This window comes from Streptomyces sp. NPDC002776 (assembly GCF_053592195.1).
Genome location: NZ_JBSFVG010000024.1, coordinates 24,244 through 42,567 on the forward strand (window position 1 = coordinate 24,244; position 18,324 = coordinate 42,567).

Below are 18,324 nucleotides of genomic sequence, written 5' to 3' on the forward strand. Positions count from 1 at the left end.
GTTGAGGTGGCCGCGGTCGCGGACGGCGCCACACCGCAGTTGTCGGCGGCGCGGCGTGCCGCCGGGGACGCGGAGGACAGCCCCACACCCACGCCATCTGCTGATGCAAGCCTTCCCACCGCAAGCCCGAACCCGTCGGATGAGGCATCGACCCAAGCCCCGTCCCCGTCACAGACTGCAGAGGCTTCACAGACTCCGACAGCGACCCCTGAAGAGCCGTCTGAGCCGTCACCGGACACCATCTCGCCGGATCAGGTCGATGTCCGGTTGCTAGACCGGCAGGAGGTGGCGCCGGCCGGCGGTGTGGGACTGGGCCTGCAGGTCATCCGTGCCGATGGTGTCGACACCTCTGGTCAGGTGCAGGTGGACATCGACTACTCGGGCTTCAAGTACGCCTACGGCGGCGACTTCGCCTCCCGGCTGCAGCTGGTGAAGCTTCCCGCGTGCGCGCTGCAGACGCCCGAGGCCGAAGCCTGCATGGACCGCGAGGTCGTGCCGGCCGAGAACGACACCGCGTCCGGGACGCTGACCGCGACGGTCGTGGCCGAGCCGGATGGCGATGAGGGCCCGTCCACACAGCTTGGTGCAGCCTCGGCTTCCGTATATGCGCTGACTACGGGCTCGTCATCGGACAAGGGCGACTACCGGGCCTCCACCTTGTCGCCGTCGGGATCGTGGGACGTGGCGACCGGCTCCGGGGCCTTCACCTACAACCTGCCAGTCAGCCTGCCAGCTCCGGCGATGGGCTCCGCCCCGAGCCTGGGGATGTCCTACAACTCGCAGTCGGTCGACGGCCGCACCTCCGCGACGAACAACCAGGCGTCCTGGGTCGGCATGGGCTGGGACCTGAACGTCGGCTTCATCGAGCGCCGGTACCGCAACTGCACCCAAGACGGCTTGAAGACGATCGGCGACATGTGCTGGGACTCGCCCAACACGACCGATGAGCCCGGCGGGGCGGTCTACGTCATCAACCTCAACGGTGTGACATCGACACTGGTGCAGGACAACACCGGCACCGGGTCGTACCACGTGCAGGAGGACCCGGGCTGGCGCGTGCAGCACCTGACCGGCGGGCACGGCGCGGATGACGAGTACTGGGTGATCTCTTCCCAGGACGGCAAGCGCTACTACTTCGGCTGGGGACGCTCGGAGCGAACCAGCGCGGCAACCGGATCCGTCTTCACCATCCCGGTGGTCGGCAACAACGCCGGGGAACCCTGCCACGCCACATTCCCCGAGCCGTGCACGCAGGCCTGGCGGTGGAGCCTTGACCGCACGGTGGACGCCAACGAGGTCGAGTCCGTCTACTTTTACGACAAGGAGACGAACTACTACCGGTCCGTCGCCAACACCGACAAGGCCCGCGCCTACACCGCGAGCGGCTACCTGAAGCGGATCGAGTACGGCTGGCCCGCCCAGATTCCGAACGCCAAGCCGACCGGCAAGGTCGAACTGTCCCACGTGGGCCGGTGCGTGGAGCGCATGTCGGATGCGGACCCGCTGCGCAGCGAACCCGCTGCCTGCCCGTCGATCGCTTCCACTCCCTCGTCCTACCCGGACGTACCGGTCGACCTGCTGTGCGATGGCACGTCGGCGGACTACTACTGCGCGGGCAAGACGTATTACCCCACGTTCTTCAGCAAGGACATGCTGTGGGACATCAAGACGTACGTGCTGAACACCACGGCCGACGGCTGGGATGCGGTGCAGCAGTACCAGACCAAGCACGGCCTGCCCAACCCGGACGGCACCATCGGCAAGACGCTGTGGCTGGACTACGTGCAGCGCAAGTCCTACGGGACGGGCACGGACATCGTGCTGCCCGTCATCAACTTCAACGGCGTCGACCTGGACAACAAGGTCGGCTCCAGCGAGCTCAACTTCCGCCGCCTCAACACCGTCCACGGTGACCTGGGCGCAACCACCACCGTCACATACGGATCCCCCAACGCGTGCAGCGTCGACGCGCTGCCCACGCAGTCCTCGAACACCAAGGACTGCTACTGGCAGAAGTGGACCCCCGAGGGCGAGACCGAGGAGAGAACCGGCTGGTTCAAAAAGTTCCTGGTCATGCGGGTGACCGTCGACCCGACGGTCACCAGCAGCCAGGACGGCGCCCCGGAGATGACCACCTCCTACGACTACCAGGGCGGGGCCGGCTGGCGCTTCACAAACGACCCGCTCGCCCCGGACGCCGACGAATCCTGGTCGGACTGGCGCGGCTACCAGCGCGTCGAGGTCACCTCGGGCACCGGTGCGGTCAAAAGCTCCACGTTCCACTGGCTCTACCGCGGCCTGGACGGCGACCGCACCTCCAAAACCGACCCCTCAGCCACGCGATCTGTCTCCGTCACCGACGGCGACGGCACTTCCTACACCGACTCACCCTGGCTGCAGGGCCGCACCATCCAGACCTCCAAGCGCGACGACACCGGCGTCTCGCACCAACGGGTCTTCCACAAGTACTGGACGCACAACACCGCCCAGTACGAAGGCCTGCCCGACGCCCGCTTCGTACGGGAATCCCAGAGCACCACCGAGACCAAGATCTCCACGGGCTGGCGTACCCACGTCGTGCAGAACGAGTACGACGCAACAACCGCCACCTCAGCCACCTACGGCCTGCCCCTGCGCCTGGACGACCAGGGCGAAGCGGGCGTCGCGGACAACCGCTGCACCACCTACGGCCGCGCCTACAACACCGACCTGTACGACGGCACCAAGATCCAGCGGTGGATGGTCGTCGTTGATGAAACGCGCATTACGCAGCCGGCTGTGTCGACCGAGCCGCAGACAACCAGGACAGCTACCGCGTCACGCTCTACGACGATGCCGTCGACGTAGCCAGCAACAAGCTGGCCGACGCCAACCCGACCGAAACGCGAACCTACACCTCGTCCACTGCCTACCAGAAGGAGCGGTACGGCTACGACGACGCAGGCCGAATGCGCTGGACTGAAGACGCCAAGCGCAATCGCACCACCACCGCCTACACGCCCGAGCACACCTGGCCGCTGGACGGCATCACCACCACCACCCCCAAGCCCTCGAACGACCTCGCTGACATGCGCGGCGCCTTGAGCACTACCGTGTGGAAGTCCCGGTTCTGGGGTCTGCCCTACCAGACCAAGGATGCCAACGGGAACCTCACCAAGCTCACCCTGGACGCCGCCGGCCGGCTGGCCGAGGTGTGGAAGCCGACCGAGACCGGCACCTCGCCGTCGATGAAGTTCAGCTACAGCATCCCGACCTCCACCAGCAACGGCATCCCCGATTCCGTCAGCGGCTTCCCGCGCGTGGCCAGCCACACCCTGCAGTCCGCCAGCACCTACCTGTCCTCCTACGCCTACACCGACGGCCTGGGCCGAGCCCGCGAGACACAAACGCCGATCCCGGACGGCACCGACTCCACCGGCGCGGAAGTCCCCAACCGGCAGGTCGCCGTCACGCGCTACGACACGGCCGGACACGTCACCGGCACATCCGCCGTCTTCCGCAACCAGGGCACCGCGGGCTCGGGTGGACCCGTCAGCCCGAAGGTTGAGGATCTTCCCTCCTACACCGACCTGACCCTCGACTGGGCTGGACGCACCACCCAGTCCCAGATCCTCGTCGGCAACGGCACACAGACGAAGGCCACGCTGTACGGACGCGTACTGACCGCCTACCACGGTGACTACACCAGAGTGACGCCCGCCGCGGCCGGCGCCGTGGACACCCACACCAACGTGTACGGACAGACATCGAAGGTCGTCGAGCACACGGACGGCACCACGTTCACGACGCAGTACGCCTACACCGCCGCCGGAGCGCTGCGGCAGATCACCGATCCGCGCGGCAATCTCACCTTCTACAACTACGACTGGGCCGGACAACGCATCAGGACGGTCGATCCTGACGCGGGCGTCTCGACCACGACGTACCACGAGAACGGGCAAGTCGACCAGACCACCAGCCGCAGGGGCGTCGACCCCGTCACCGGCCACAGTAGTGAAGTGGTCCTCACCTACGGCTATGACAACTTGGGCCGTAAGACGTCGGTAAGCAACGGAACCACGGTCCTTGCTTCATGGAGCTGGGACGGCCTGAGCGTGCCCGGCGGCAAGGGCCAGATCGTCGAGGCCAAAAGCCGCGACACGGACGGCACCACGTACACCACCAAGACCAGCAGGTTCGACACGCGTGGACGCCCGCTGAGCAGCACCGTCAGCATTCCCACCAAGGTCACCGGACTGGCAGGCGACTACACCACCAGCCTCACCTACGACGCTGCAGACCACGTCACCTCCATCACGTATCCCAAAGCTGGTGGCCTTGAGGCAGAGACGGTCACGACCACCTACAACAGCTACGGCCAGCCCACGCGCCTGGCGTCCGGGCTGGGCACGTACGTGCGGTCGACCGTGTACGACGCTTACGGCCTGCTGACTGACCGCTATTACGGCGCCCCGACCGACCCTGTGAGCGGCGTCGCTGCGCAGCGCACGTACGGCTACAACTACGCCAACGGCACACGCTGGCTCAGAAGCATCACCACCAACACCACGGTGGGCCGCTACACCAGCGAAACCCAAGAGGACCTCTACACCCACAACTTTGACGGCAAGATCACCGAACTGCGCGAGCAGGCCAGCGGCCAGACCGCACAGTCCCAGTGCTTCCGCTACGACGAACAAGCCCGCCTGACCAGCGCCTACACCCGCTCCGAACTCGGAGTGTGCGCACTGAACAGCGGCTCCGACTTCACCGGCCAAGCCCCCTACCAAACCGCCTACAGCTATGACCGCCTCGGCAACCTGCAGTCCGTCACCGACACCAACAGCAGTGGCACAGCCGAGACGCGCGACTACCTCTACCCGGGCTATGACGACAACGGGACCTGGACGACGGCCAACGCCAAACGGCCCCACGGCGTCCGCAAGATCAACACAGTCACCGGCGGTACGACCACCGCAACGGAGTCCTTCATCTACGACGACTCCGGCCAGATGGACACCCGCATCAAGCCCGGTCTGACAACCAGCTACGCCTGGACCAAGCTCGGCCAGCTCTCCACAGTTAAGACCACCGACTCCGCCGGCAGCCGCCTGACCCGCTACACCTACGACGCCGACGGCACCCTCCTCCTCCGCACAACCCCCGAGGAAACCGTCGCCTCCATCGGCGGCATGGAACTGCGCACCACCGACGGCATCAAAGTCACCGCGACCCGCTACTACAGCAGCGGCACGTCCGTCGTCGCCATGCGCACAACAGAAGGCACCTCCGTCGCCAACGGCAAACTCACCTACCTGATGGCGGACACGCAAGCCTCCACCCAGCTCGCCGTCGACGCCACCACCGGCACCACCACCCGCCGCCGCTACACCCCCTTCGGCGACGAACGCAACGGCACCCTGCCCACCGGAACCGACAACGGCTTCCTCGGCAAAACCGAAGACACCAGCACCGGCCTCTCCCTCCTCGGAGCCCGCGCCTACGACCCCCACCTGAGCCGCTTCCTCAGCCCCGACTCCCTCAGCACGCCGTACAAGCCGCAAAACCTCTCCGCCTACAGCTACAGCGACAACGACCCCATCAACTACGCAGACCCATCCGGCCTCGCGCTTGCAGACTGCACCGGCGGCTGGAACGAGTGCGGCCCGGGGCCGAAACCCGGTGGCACGGGTGACACGGGTGGCAATGACAATCCCCCGGCTCCCGCGGCGCCCCCTGCCGCGGCGCCCGACTGCTCCGGGTACGGCTACATGGTCCGTGACGCCTGTCTCCAACAAGGCGGCGGGGACAAGGACCACAGCGGATTCTGGGTCGAGGCCGCGGCCGTCACCGTCAACGCGATCACGTTCAGCCTGTGCCAAAGCGTCGCCGTTGGCGTTACCGGCCCTGCGGGTCTACTCGCTACCGGCTCCTGCATCGCAGGATCAGGTGCTGCCGGTGCCGCGGTGCGAGATGCCGTGGACGGCGACGCAGAGTCCACCGGTGAGGCTCTCGCCAATCAGGCTGAGGGCGCCGCATACAACCTCATCGCTGGCGCGGCATTGAAAGCCGCGGCTGCCTTGCGTGCTCAGGTAGCGAAGATGTGTGCGAAGAACAGCTTCCTCCCTGAGGAAGACGTGCGCATGGCAGACGGCACCGTCAAGAAGATCAAGGACGTCAAGGTCGGGGACAAAGTCCTGGCGACAGATCCGGAAACCGGGCAGACCCAAGCGCGTGCAGTCCTCGCCACCATCATCACCAAAGATGACAAAGCCTTCCCTACGTTGTTCTGCGGGAGGTGCTGAGCCCTTCGTATGGTTCACCCACCCAGGGGTGCCGGGTGTGGTTCAAAAAGCTCTGCCGCTTGTGGCTTTCAGTGATTGGCCGCCCGGTGCCCCACGACGACTCGGCTGCCAATTAGGAATTGCGAATGATCGCTGAGTAGGGAATCGACAGCGAGGTCGTCCGTCGGAAGGCACCAGCACCACACCGCGCGGAGGCACCACATGGCCATGATCTGGGCCGGCATCGACGCAGGCAAGACGCACCACCACTGCGTCGCGATCGACGAGAGCGGCCGCCGGCTGCTGTCCCGACGCGTCGCCAACGACGAACCCGAACTCCTCGAACTCCTCACCGACGTCCTGGCCCTGGGCGATGATGTGACCTGGGGCATCGACCTGGCCGACGGTGGAGCCGCCCTGGCCATCACCATCCTGTTCAATCACGACCAGCCGGTGCACTACATCTCCGGCCGGGCCATCCACCGCGCCTCCGAGAGCTACCGCGGCGAAGGCAAAACCGACGCCAAAGACGCCGCCGTCATCGCCGACCAGACCCGCATCCGCCGCGATCTGCACTCCTTACGCGCCAGCGACGAGACCGTCACCGACCTCAAGATCCTAACCGGCCGCCGCACGGATCTGGTCGCCGACCGCACTCGCACCGTTAACCGGCTCCGCGCCCAGCTCACCGGCATCTTCCCCGGCCTGGAACGGGCACTGGACCTCACCAACACCGGCCCACTCATGCTGCTCACCGGCTACCAGACCCCTGCCTCCCTGCGCCGGACAGGCAAGAAGAGGCTCGAGACCTGGCTGCGTAACCGCAAGGTCCTGCGCCCTGAACGGCTCGCCGAGACAGCTTGGGAGGCCGCCGGACGCCAGCACACCAGCCTGCCCGGCGAGAAACTCACCGCCCAAATGGTGCACACGCTCGCGCGGGAAGTGATGGCCCTCAACCAGCAGGTCGCCGAGCTCGACAAGGCGATCGAGGCCCGGTTTCGCGAACATCGGGACTTCGAAGTGATCACCAGCATGCCGGGGCTGGGAGCCATCCTCGGCGCCGAGTTTCTGGCCGCGACCGGCGGCGACATGAGCTTCTTCGGCACCGCAGACCGCCTGGCCGGCTTCGGTGGCGTCGCACCTGTTCCCCGCGACTCCGGCAAGATCAGCGGCAATCTTCGCCGGCCGCGGCGCTACAACCGCCGACTCCAACGCGTCTTCTACATATCCGCCTTGTTCAGCATCCGACACTGCGATGAGTCCCGCCGGTTTTACGAACGCAAGCGAGCCGAAGGCAAACGCCACATCCAGGCTGTCCTCGCCCTGGCCCGCCGCCGTGTGAACGTCCTCTGGGCCCTCCTCCGCGACGGACGGACCTACGAACTCATGCCACCCACCGCGCACGCGGCTTGACAGACCGCATTAGGAATCACTGAGCTCACCGTGAGGACACGTCAGGGCGATTCCACAATTATCGCCACGGACCGGCATCCGTTCTGGTCTCCGAGCGAGCATGCCTGGATCGACACAGCGGACCTTGAAACCGGCATGACGCTCCGCACGGACATGGGGGGTGAGGTCGAAATTGTGGCGACCCGCTCCTACCGTGACCGTCAAGAAACACGCAACCTCACCGTCGACGGCATCCACACGTACTATGTGCTGGCGGGGGCCACGCCGGTACTCGTTCACAACAGCAACTGCACCGGTACGGTCTGGGATGACATCAAGGGGACACAGCCGAATTACCCTGGCTCTGACTTGCCTCGGTCGTTCGAAATGCAGGCGGGCGGTACACGTGTTTGGGTTCACGGGAATGCAACCAAGCACATCGCCGAATATGCGCAGAATAAGGCGGCGAATATGGCGAGCCGAGAGCAAGTCGGACTGGCTACACAGGTTCAGCTTCGCAGCTTGCAATCTGCCGTTGCAGGGGCGACTCGGAATGGCGTTCCTACAGGAAGGATGATTACTTCCGGCGGTTGGGAGCTTAAGTTCAGTCAGCGCCCGCAAGATCCACTCCCCGCTCTTGTTCACGCTCTCTATGTCGGTTAGGAGCAGCCGATGGTGAAAGTAACTCAGTGGGCTCCCTGTCCCGGTGCCGTTGTAGAGCAGGATCCGTGGATCCCGCTGGATGCCTCATGGGAAGTCGACAGGGATCGCCAACCTCTTTACCTGATGATTTCCGGCAGTTCTGGCGGCTATCTTGAGGTCAGGGTGCACCCTGAAAGTGGTCAACTGATGAGCTTGACGGTTATTGACCTTCCCCCGGAAGGGGGTGGCCTGGATTCGATTCCGGACCCGGAATTGCTCGGGGATGTCGTGCCAGTATTCGACATCTCGGAATGGGAGGACGTCGACCCTGCCATTCGGATTGTGAGAAAAACCGTCGACCTGTCGCACGCTCGCCTTCCGGAAGGCGAACTACTAACCCTCGGTGGAGCTGTGACGGCTGTCGAGGCAAGCTGCGGCCCTGTTGTTGTGGGAGTGAGTCATCAAAGTGAGCTGACGCACTTCTGGTTCAGGAGTGAATCAACGGAAAGTTGATCGCGTTCGACGCGGCGCGCATGCAAAGCTGAAGCCCTGCCAGGTGCGTCCTGGCAGGGCTTCTGCGTGGGGTGACGGCAGTAGTTGACGGCAACGTCTGCGGACGAGTGAGGCGCAGGGTGGCGGTTCGTCGCCGTCGGAGCGTGCCGTCTCGGTGCTCTCCCGGCCGACGAGCGCGGTGCCGAGGGCGTCGATGGCGTCGCGCTGGAGGCGGAGCCTGACGTGGGCATAGACGGTGGCGGTGACGCCGATGTGGGCGTGGCCGAGGAGTTCCTTGATGACGACGAGTTCGATGCCCTTGTTCCAGGAGCGGCGGCGTTCACGCGTACCCGCGTGCCTTCGAGGCTGTACCGGGGTACCGGGATCTGGCTGGCTGGCTGGCTGCGACGTGCGGCGGCCAGTGGGCGTGTGGTCGCACGTCACAGCTCGGTCCACGGGCGGGCCTTGCCGCCGGTCAGGGGGATCCAGATGTCACCGGTGGGCCCAACGTCTTCGAGGTTTTCCAGGGTTGTTGCGCCCATGGGTATGTGTTGGGCGAGTGTGTCCACGAGTGGGTGTTCGGCGACCATGGCTTGCAGGTCGCTGATGCGGTTGTCCAGGACGTACCGGGAGGCCCCGGTCAGCACGAACAGCACCCGGGGAAACACGGGATACCAGCGCAGCCACACCGGCCCGGCAGTGGTGGGCTGGCGGGGGCGGGGCCGGCCGCCAGTTTGCGGTTGGTAGGACCACAACCGCGCGTAGTCGATGAGTTTGGAGGCGAGCCGTTCGCTGCTCATGGTTGTCCGGTCGACCTCGACGAACGCCCGCAGCTTGGTGCGCTCGGGGCCCTGGTTGAGGGTGTAGTGCATGACGGCGTCCGGGATGATCCGCTCGCCGTCGCCGATCGTGTGGGCTACTTCGGGTGTCCAGTCGAGGTGGCCGTGTTCGTCGCCGCGGTGGCGGGCGTCGGTGACGAAGGCGAGGTGGGTGCGCAACACGGTCAGGGTGTGCGGTGTCTTCAGCGAGGCCGCCATGGCCGAGGTGATGGGGTATGGGGGGCGTCCGCGCAGTGAGGGGAAGTCTTTGGTCAGCCGGGCGCCCTCGGGAGTGAGGAACCAGGCGCGGGTCCGGTTGGACTGCGGCAGCACGGTGTAGTCCACCAAGCCGTCGTCGCGCAGCGTGTTGAGCGGCCCGGAGAGGGTCTGCCGGGCGGTGCCGGGCCGCAGGAGGTCGTGCAGCTGGCGTGTGGTCGCCATGCGGTGCTGGGCGAGGACGGCCAGGAGCTGATGCGGCAGCGGCTCGGCGGGGCTGGGCGTATGGCCGGACGGCGTGGTGTCGGTGGTGGTCACTGGTAGTCCCTCTTCTTCTGCAGGTGGACAGCGGGATTGGCGGCGCGGGACTGGGTGAGGAAGGCGCTTACGTGGGTGAGCTGGGTTTCGGCCCGGTCGGTGAGATGGTGAAGCGGGGCTGCGCCGGCCGCGGCCAGGGCAGCGCGCTGCAGTGCCGCGGCCTGGCGTGGCCGGTGGTAGTCGGCGAAGACCTCTTCCAGATGGGGGCCGGTGATCTGGACGGGGCCGATGCGGCGGCCTTCGACGGTCAGCGACATGTAGTGCTCGAAGCGGTCCAGAGCGGCAACGACGTCCGCAGAGGGACGCTCACCCCACTCGGCGGTGATCGGGGCGATGGCGGACTGTGAACCGGCGGTGGAGGCCAGGGTGGAGGCGTTTTGCACCAGCGACAGCCGCACCGGGATGGGAAGGCGGGCCAGCAGCTGGGTCATGCCGTGGACGTGGACTTTGTATTTGCGGAAGTCTTCGAACATGGAGGCGATGGTTTCGGGGGCTGCGCCGGTGAGGGTGATCAGTTCGTCGAAGTACGGGCGGAAGGGCACCCGTTGGGCTTCGGGGGTGTCGCGGCGTGAGCGCACGGCGCGCAGCAGGTCCCGGGCGAGGAGGGCGGTGATCAGTCGGTCGGTGGGCCCGTTCCCGCCCGGGCACACCCACACGATCATCTGTGTGTCCATGGCGGCACGGATGTTGTAGACGCCGGCCGGCTGCCCCAAAAACGCCCGGGTGACCGGGTTGGCGGCCAGGCGGGCGATCGGGTTGAGGACGACGGCGAACGCGTCCGTGGGCAGCGTCGGGAAGACCGTCCGCCACCAGGCGCGGATCTCCTCGTTAAGGCGTTCTTCCACGGCGGTGAGTGCCAGCTTGCGGAAGGCCGGGTCGGTGAGCAGGGACCGCACGTGGAAGATCGTGGCCTGGTCTTGTGGCCGGCCGGCGGTGCAGGCGGCTTCGTTGACGGCTACCAGCACCGCCAGGGCGGCGGTGAGGAGGGTGAGTGCGCGGGGTGCGGTGGCGTCGTCCCAGCCGAGCACGGATGCGTAGGCATCCGCGGTCGCCTCGACGACCTCGTGAGCGACCTGGCCCTGGTGCATGCCGATCGGGTTCCAGCAGCTGAGCTGCGCAGCGGGCCCGCTGGCGTTGAGGTCGATCAGCGCGATCCGCTGCGTCAGGTGGTCGTGTGCGAGGAAGGGCAGGGCGCGGGGCCAGGAGTCGCGGTGCGGGTCGAGGAAGAGCAGTCCGCCGCCGGCGTGCGCCCAGCCGATCGCCTGGGCGAGGGCGCGCTCGGTCTTGCCGCCGCCCGCCTTTCCCACCGCAACCTCGAACAGGGTCTCCTCGGCGTAAGTGGCAACAAGGCGCCGACGGCCGTCCGGGCTCCGGTAGATGCCTTGCAGCAGCAGCTCGGGATCGCCGTGCTCGAAGGTGGGCAGGTCGCCGGCGAGAAGTGGCAGACGGCAATGCACCGTGGGCGGCTTGAGCAGGCCGGTCAGCTCGTCCAGCCTCACCCAGTTCGCACGCGGTGGCTGACAGTGCCCTAAGGTCCAGCGGCGTTGGAATCCGCGCCGGCTGGGCCAGCGGTCCGCCCCGAGGCGCCAGGGGCCCACCCGGAGGCCGCGCATCGCCCAGCGCGAGCCACCGCCGAACACATCGAGTGCGGCCTGGAGTTGAGCGAGCCGGGCCTGCGGGCGTCCCTCAACGTGGGATGCGCACATCACCAGCAGCTGCACCCGCACCAGGTGGTCGTCCTCGGCGAGCTTGCCCAACGCCTCCTGCGCATCCACCCGGCGCGGGACGGGCGGCATCACCAGCCGCCGCCCACCCCCGCCCCCGCCCCCGCCCTGCTTGCTGGTCACCAGTTGCTGCAGCTGCCAGGTGAGGGAGTCCTCGATGCCGGTGGCGTCCTGCCGCACCCCGCGGGCAGCCCGTTGCGCCTCACGCCGCTCTGCGCGCCTGGCGTCGCTCATCAGCTGCAGACGGCGCGCCCTGAGGGCCCATTTAGGGGCGCGCTGGATGTCGAGCCGGATCTCGGCGAGGTCGCCCAGCTCGGCACGCAGGTCGGATACGGCGTCGATCAGCGGCTGCAACGGGTCCGGGTTCAGCGGAACCTCCCGCAGCGGCGCGATCGGCTTGCCCCGCAGAATGAACTCCGCCCGCACCACGTGCTCACGCGGCTTGTCGGCGATTGGCCTCGCCCGGTTCACGGTGACGGCCTCACCGAACGGCGTGATCGACAACAGACGTTCACCGCCAGCCGGGCCCTCGACGCGGTAGCGCAACGGTGCACTGCCGTCCGCGCGAAGCCTGATCTGCACCGCCTTCGACCGGCGCGGCGCCCACCACGGCATGCTCGTAGACGCCCGGGCCAGCTGCACACCCCGGCGGAAGATCTCCTCCAGACCCGGGTCAAAATGCCGCGAGGGGACCAGCTCCAGCGCCATCCGTTCCGCTGAGGCTTTCCGCGCCAGATGACGCACGGCTGCCTCGCCCACCGCCCAGACCGCCACGGCGGCCAAGCCCACCACCCACCAGTACGTGATCACCCAGCCCGCGGTGTGCACGACATCCACGACGAAGCCCGACACCTGACCCGATGCCGACGCCGCTGCCATTGCGTTGACCGTTGCCGATGCCGGTGCGCTGGCCGGTGCGGGGGCCTGGCCCGTCAGGTACGCGGCTGCCAAGTCCACGTCGCTGCTCCCTTCTTCTCAGCGCGGGTGAAGAACCAGTCGGTGATGCGGAGATCGGTGAAGGTGCCGCCGCGGTCCATGCCGGCCCACACCAGATGGACCACCGCCCTGTCCGCCCTGCCGTCACGGCGGGCGATCGCTGCCTGGATACGGAAGCGAGCGACGGCGAACGCCGGGGCCACCGCCGTGCCCGAGTCGGGGAAAACCTCCGGCCACGTCGCACGGCCGATGCCGGTGGCGTCCGCGCGCAGCAACGCGCGACCGGTGGCAAGCAGTTCCCGTTCGTCGCTTGGGGGAAGGTCGGCGGGCCAGGCGGCCTCCAGGCGCCGCTGGATGGCCGGGTCGCCGGCCACGCCTTCACCACGCGGCGTCAGCTCCGACACAGACGCCGTAACCGGCGGCGCTGCGTCGGGCGTTGACGGCGGGTCCGCACTCGTGCGCGCAACTGCGGAGGGGGGACCTGCGGCAGGTGAGGAGAGGACGTAGCGATCGGCCGGGGGCGGTGGAGTGCCTGAACCGGGGCCGGGCCGGTTCGGCAGCATCAGCAGGGCCAGCCCGGCGAGGGCCAGGCATAAACTCGCAAGGATCAGTAGCCGCGGCGAGCGCGGGCGCTGTGTAGGTTCCGATGCGATGTGTCGGTTGACCGGCGATGAAAGGCGTCCTTGCATGGTTGTCTCGATGCTCTGTCGGTGGGCTTGTCCAGTCGGGGTGTCGGGTTCTTCGGGCTGGATGCGGGCTTGCGCGGCATGCTGGTCCGACGTGCCGGGTCCGGTGCGCGGGCCCGGCGACCGGGGGCGGGGAGGATTGCGTTGATCGTCTGGGTGAACGGTGCGTTCGGCAGCGGGAAGAGCACGCTGGTGGAGGGGTTGCGTCCGCGGTGGCCTGAAGCTTTGGTCTATGACCCGGAGATGGTCGGCTATGTGCTGCGGGGGATCGTTCAGGTGCCAACCGGCGATTTTCAGGATCTTCGGCTGTGGCGGCGGCAGGTCGCCGACCTGGCGGTAGGGCTGGTGGAGGAGTACGGCCGTCCGGTCCTGGTCCCCATGACCTTGATCAACCCTGGGTATGTCGGTGAGATCTTCGGCAAGCTGCAGGATGCCGGCATCGAGGTTCACCACTTCTTCCTCAAGGTTTCCCGAGAGGTGCTGGAGAAGCGGATCGACGGCCGGAGCTTCACCCCGGATGATCCCGAACAGGATGAGCGGGTCCGGCGCTGGTGCAAAGGGAGAGTCGAGGCGTGCATGGCTGCGACCGACACCCTGCCCAGGGACACCGTGTTTCTGGACGGCGAGCTGACCCCGCCGGAGTTGACCGACACGGTGCTCAGTCGCCTCGGCGTGGCTGTGGGCCGGTAGAACGCCTTCCTGGGTGAACGTGTCGAGCCGGTGGACGTAGCCGCGACGCAGGAAGCCGCAGTTGTGCGGGAGTTGGTGCACTGGCTGACCTGAGCCGGCATCGGGATGCCGTGTTGGACGCTCGTGAGTCGTCATAACAGCCGGGCTCCTCCCGCATAACCGGGCATGGCGCTGACCGCGTCCACACGGATGACGGTGCCCGGCCGGGCAGCGTTGATCATCTGTCCGTTGCCGAGGTAGATCCCGACATGGTGGATCGTTGAGTCGCGTCCGGGGGCGTAGGCGTAGAAGACGAGGTCACCTGCTGTGAGGGCGCTGGTGCCGGCGCTGGCGGGGATCCGCTTGCCGACACCGGCTTGGGCGGCTGCGGTGCGCGGCAGGTGGATGCCGGCCTTGGCGTAGGCGTAGACGGTCAGGCCCGAGCAGTCGAAGCCCTTGATGCTTGTGCCGCTTTTGCCGCTGGGGGAGCAGCAGATCCCGTACGAGGGGCCGCCGGCGTTGCCGCCGCCCCACGAGTAGGGCACGCCGCGCTGGGAGAGGGCGGCCTCGATGACGCTGCGGACTGTGCCCGAGGCGTTCGCCAAGTCCGGATCGTTGGCGGCCGCCGTGTACTGATCAACCCAGCCCAGCACATTGGCGACGTACTCCTGCGAGTGGTTGTACTGGAAGAGTGCGGCTTTCAGCTGAGCCCGCTTGGTCAGGTTGCGGCCGTCGCCGCACAGGTAGATCGCGGCGCCGAGCGCAGCGTCGTCGGCGTTGTGCGGGTCGGCCGTGTTGTCGCCGCTGGCGTCCTTGCCGACGCCTTCCCAGGTGGAGGGCAGGAACTGGAACGGTCCGACAGCGCGCTCGCCCGTGGCGGTGCCGTCTAAGCGGCCCTGGTCGGTGTCGGGAAAGACGGTGGTGTTGCCGCCGGCGCCGGAGCCGTTGAGGAGTACCCCGTAGATCTTCGGGCGGATGTCACCGCCTGCGGTGATGTTCCGGCCCACGGCGTGGTTGGACTCGACCTTGGCGATTCCGGCGAGGATCGGCCAGCGCATGCCCCGGCACGTCGGCACATGCGTGCCGACCTTTTGGACGGCCTTCTTGTACGCGGTCAGCATCCGCGGCGGGATGTCCGCCGCGCTGCCGCCCTCGGCGATCCCACCCTCGTCCTGGACACCCGTCTTCAGCGCCACGTAGGCGCTGATCGCACTGCTTACGGGCGCGGCACAGCACACGCCGGCGAACAGCAGGGCCGCCGTTATGCATCCCCACCGCGCAAGGCGGCGCCTGGGCCGCTTCACTGCTGCCCCCCGGTCTGGTCGTCGTGCCGCCAGCGGGCGCGCAGGCGGCGCAGCGCCTCGGCCTGCCGCTGCCGCTCGTCCTGGCCTTTGCTGGGGGTGTGGGGTCGGCCGGGTGGTGGGGGAGGGGTGCCTTGCATGGCCCGCGCGAGGCCAGGGTCCACCCGCGCCACATGGTCGATCGTGCGGCGCCGCAGCTCCGCGGGATCGTTCAACAGCCGCTGCAGCTCCTGGCCCGGCGCGGCGGAGGCAGGGGCCGGCGAGGTGCCGGTGCGAGGCGGCCGCGGCGAAAGGCGGGCAGCCGTGGCAGCAGCCTGTGCGCCCGGGGGACGGCGGCCGGCAGCAGCCCGGCTGTCGCCCGAACGTCCGGTGGAGGCAGGGCTGTTGCCCAGACCTGCGGTGGCGGCGGGGCTGTTGCCGGGGCGGCCGGTGGTGGTGGGGCTGTTGGTGAGGCGGCGGGTGGTGAAGGGGGCGGGAGCGCCGCGGTCATCAGCGTGGTCGCGCACGGTGTGGGCAAGGTGGCGTCCCATGTCGCCCCAGGCTCGGCCGTCTTCGCGCAGCGTGTTGCCCCACACCCGCACCTGCTGGCGGGCGTCCTCGGCATAGCGTGACCCTGCTGCCTGAGCCCGGCGGACGTTCTCCGGCAGACCGGCCGTCGCCCCATAAGCGGTCCGACCGCCGCGGCGGAGGATGCGGTAGCCGCGGAAGCGGACGAGCCGGTTGTGGGCGCGGGTGGACAGCAGGGTGCGGTCGGTGTGCTGGTCGTGCAGCACCTGCCCAGTGTTGCGGTCGACGACTTGGCCGTCTGCGTCGCGGTAGCGGTCGGGCGGGCCTCCGGGCCGCCAAGGCCCGCCGCCTGTGATGCCGGGCCGCCCACCGTGGCCGGGGCCGCCGCCCGCAGGGCCGCCCGGGCCGACCGCGCCGGTAGGGGGATCACCGTCGGCGGTGGGCTTGCGCCACTTGGCTAGCTGTTCGTGGTCCGGTCGCTTGCCGATGAGCAGCCAGTGCCCGCCCTTAACACCGAGTCGTGCGCCCAGTCCGCCTACCGCGGTGGCCGCGGTGAGCGGGGCGAGACCGCGTCCGGCTTCCGCGGTGGCGTCGGTGAGGACCCGGCCGGTGTCCACCGGCATGCCCGCCGAGTCGACGAGGGAGGAAAGTGAGCCCATCAGTTTCTGGCGGGTGCCGAGGATCCCGTACCGGCCGCCTGCACCCCGAGCGGTGAGGGAGCGTAGACCGCCGCCGTAACCTCCGAGCGTGGTGGGGGAGTTCATGGCGAGTGCGGCGCCGAGTTCGGAGGTGTCGCCGGGCAGGTGGGTGCCGCCGACCTTGGCGTAGCGCATCCGCAGCGCCATGCGCCGGCCGAAGGAGGCGATCCCGGTCAGCAGTCTGCGGTGCCCGGCCGCGCCGGCGATGGCGAGGACGTCGATGAGGAGGATCCGCTCCACCATCAGATCGGGTCCGCTGGTGATGGTGGCGTCGACGGCGATCCCGAAGAACGGCACGAACGCGCAGATCCCGACCACGGCCAGAACGGAGATGCCCCAGATCGACAGCCACTTCCACACCGTCTGGCGTGCCGGTCCGGGCAGCATCCCGGCGATGAAGGTGACGGCGCCCGCGGCCGCGGCCGCCGCGCAGACGGCTTGCGTTGCGAGCAGGACGATTGCGGCGGACAGGAGCATGCCGCAGATGAACAGTGCGGCGATCACCAGCAGAAGGGCCCCGCCCACCCGCCACCAGGTGGGTTTCTCGGCGTAGGTGGCGCAGGCCTTGCCGACGTCACCGGCTTTCTTCAGATCGGCGAGGAATGCGGCGAATTCCTGATCCTCCTCGCTGACCACTGGCTTTGCGGCGTCCAGGAGTTCCCCGCCGGGGGTGAGTTCGGGCAGTGAGTCGACGGCCTTGTTGTCGTCGCTGTCGCCCAGGCAGTATTCCTTGGCCGGTCCGGCGAGCAGTCTGCAGTTGCCTTCCTCGTCTTCTTCGCTTTGCTTGTCACGTGTGTAGCCGCCGGTCACCCACTTCAGATGGACGGCGTAAGCCTGCTGGTCACCCTTGGTGGCGGGGTCGAGGATCCGCCCGTACTGCAGCAGCATGTACGGCTTGACGATCAGCGCGTTGGTGACCGAATCCTGCAAGGGGCGGGCGATGTCCGTGGAGGAGACAGGCGCTTCGGCTTCCCGCTCAAGGCATCTGATTTCGGCGTTGCCTGCCAGATCCGCGCATGGCCCGAGGTGGGCGAGTTCGCCGCCCCAGTTGTAGGAGTTCACCGTCTGTTGTGCGACCTCGGCGGCGACCTGTTGGGCCTGTCCCAGCGGCCCGTCCTGTGCGAGGAGGGTGTCGGGGCGGACGAAGGCGGAGGCGGCGATCGCCGCGATCGTCAGCGTCAGGAACATCTCGCCCAGGCCGCGGCCGATCCGGCCGCGCACGATCATGAATCCGGTGAACACGAACGCCCAGGCCAGCAGCAGCCCTTTCAGTCCGAGGGTGTCGACCACCACGGTGTTGTAGGCGTCGGCGACCTTTTGTGCCGGAGCGGTGAGGAGCTGAAGCAGGGGGAAGCGGAAGGCCACCTCGATGGCCCAGCCGGCAAGCCCCACCAACAGGCGGATGAGGGTGAACAGGCCCGAAAGAGCAAACGCGAGGGACTGGGTCTCGAAACTGATGACCGAGCCGCCCTCGGCGCTCAGCTCGTACCCGCCTATCGGCACCCCCTCGGAGGAGGTGATGTTCAACGGGGCAAGCAGGTCACCGGTCTCGCTGTTGCTGCCGGCCGCGTACACGACCTGGCTGTTGACCATGACGAAGACACCGGTGAGCAGGACGACGAAGCCGGCCGAGCGCAGCGTCGCGCGATCTGGACGGACCAT

Annotated in this window: 11 protein-coding genes; 6 read left to right on the forward strand and 5 right to left on the reverse strand. The window is 67.8% G+C overall.

The window, feature by feature from the left end; genetic code table 11:
* Positions 1 to 6: 6 nt before the first annotated feature.
* The 5 genes from ACWD11_RS31960 (at position 7) to ACWD11_RS31980 (ending at position 8,810) form a co-directional block, all read left to right on the forward strand.
* On the forward strand, positions 7 to 2,847 hold the full coding sequence (locus ACWD11_RS31960; protein WP_451287233.1) for a SpvB/TcaC N-terminal domain-containing protein: 2,841 nt from the start codon (positions 7 to 9) through the stop codon (positions 2,845 to 2,847).
* 101 nt (positions 2,848 to 2,948) lie between these two features.
* Positions 2,949 to 6,284, forward strand: coding sequence for an RHS repeat-associated core domain-containing protein (locus ACWD11_RS31965; RefSeq protein ID WP_451287235.1), 3,336 nt, complete (start codon positions 2,949 to 2,951; stop codon positions 6,282 to 6,284).
* 201 nt (positions 6,285 to 6,485) lie between these two features.
* The gene (locus ACWD11_RS31970; RefSeq protein ID WP_389421695.1) at positions 6,486 to 7,676 is read left to right on the forward strand and encodes an IS110 family RNA-guided transposase; all 1,191 of its coding nucleotides are present in this window, start codon (positions 6,486 to 6,488) and stop codon (positions 7,674 to 7,676) included.
* 30 nt (positions 7,677 to 7,706) lie between these two features.
* Positions 7,707 to 8,318, forward strand: coding sequence for a polymorphic toxin-type HINT domain-containing protein (locus ACWD11_RS31975; protein WP_451287237.1), 612 nt, complete (start codon positions 7,707 to 7,709; stop codon positions 8,316 to 8,318).
* Between the two features lie 9 nt (positions 8,319 to 8,327).
* Positions 8,328 to 8,810, forward strand: coding sequence for a hypothetical protein (locus ACWD11_RS31980; RefSeq protein WP_451287239.1), 483 nt, complete (start codon positions 8,328 to 8,330; stop codon positions 8,808 to 8,810).
* 419 nt (positions 8,811 to 9,229) lie between these two features.
* Here the strand turns inward: ACWD11_RS31980 and ACWD11_RS31985 are convergent, their stop codons facing one another.
* The 3 genes from ACWD11_RS31985 to ACWD11_RS31995 are packed head-to-tail and all read right to left on the reverse strand — an operon-like array spanning position 9,230 to position 13,175.
* Positions 9,230 to 10,141 (reverse strand): replication-relaxation family protein, encoded by a 912-nt coding sequence (locus ACWD11_RS31985; protein ID WP_389421603.1) that lies wholly within the window; start codon positions 10,139 to 10,141, stop codon positions 9,230 to 9,232.
* Complete coding sequence (locus ACWD11_RS31990; RefSeq protein WP_389421602.1) at positions 10,138 to 12,744, reverse strand: ATP/GTP-binding protein; 2,607 nt, start codon at positions 12,742 to 12,744, stop codon at positions 10,138 to 10,140. The genes ACWD11_RS31985 and ACWD11_RS31990 overlap by 4 nt, the downstream gene beginning before the upstream one ends.
* 53 nt (positions 12,745 to 12,797) lie before the next feature.
* The gene (locus ACWD11_RS31995) at positions 12,798 to 13,175 is read right to left on the reverse strand and encodes a hypothetical protein (protein ID WP_451287241.1); all 378 of its coding nucleotides are present in this window, start codon (positions 13,173 to 13,175) and stop codon (positions 12,798 to 12,800) included.
* 456 nt (positions 13,176 to 13,631) lie between these two features.
* Between ACWD11_RS31995 and ACWD11_RS32000 the strand changes: the two genes are divergently transcribed.
* The gene (locus ACWD11_RS32000) at positions 13,632 to 14,177 is read left to right on the forward strand and encodes an AAA family ATPase (RefSeq protein ID WP_451287243.1); all 546 of its coding nucleotides are present in this window, start codon (positions 13,632 to 13,634) and stop codon (positions 14,175 to 14,177) included.
* A 131-nt stretch (positions 14,178 to 14,308) separates the two neighbouring features.
* On the opposite strand, the gene ACWD11_RS32005 is transcribed toward ACWD11_RS32000, so the two are convergent.
* Together ACWD11_RS32005 and ACWD11_RS32010 are read right to left on the reverse strand one after the other, a co-directional pair.
* On the reverse strand, positions 14,309 to 15,352 hold the full coding sequence (locus ACWD11_RS32005) for a C40 family peptidase (RefSeq protein ID WP_389421599.1): 1,044 nt from the start codon (positions 15,350 to 15,352) through the stop codon (positions 14,309 to 14,311).
* 104 nt (positions 15,353 to 15,456) lie between these two features.
* On the reverse strand, positions 15,457 to 18,324 hold the full coding sequence (locus tag ACWD11_RS32010; RefSeq protein ID WP_389421598.1) for a hypothetical protein: 2,868 nt from the start codon (positions 18,322 to 18,324) through the stop codon (positions 15,457 to 15,459).

Coding starts and splice junctions, on each gene's coding strand:
- ACWD11_RS31980 (WP_451287239.1), top strand. CDS start 8,328: ATGGTGAAAGTAACTCAGTGGGCTCCCTGTCCCGGTGCCGTTGTAGAG.
- ACWD11_RS31965 (WP_451287235.1), top strand. CDS start 2,949: ATGCGCTGGACTGAAGACGCCAAGCGCAATCGCACCACCACCGCCTAC.
- ACWD11_RS32010 (WP_389421598.1), bottom strand. CDS start 18,324: ATGGTCCGTCCAGATCGCGCGACGCTGCGCTCGGCCGGCTTCGTCGTC.
- ACWD11_RS31970 (WP_389421695.1), top strand. CDS start 6,486: ATGGCCATGATCTGGGCCGGCATCGACGCAGGCAAGACGCACCACCAC.
- ACWD11_RS31990 (WP_389421602.1), bottom strand. CDS start 12,744: ATGGCAGCGGCGTCGGCATCGGGTCAGGTGTCGGGCTTCGTCGTGGAT.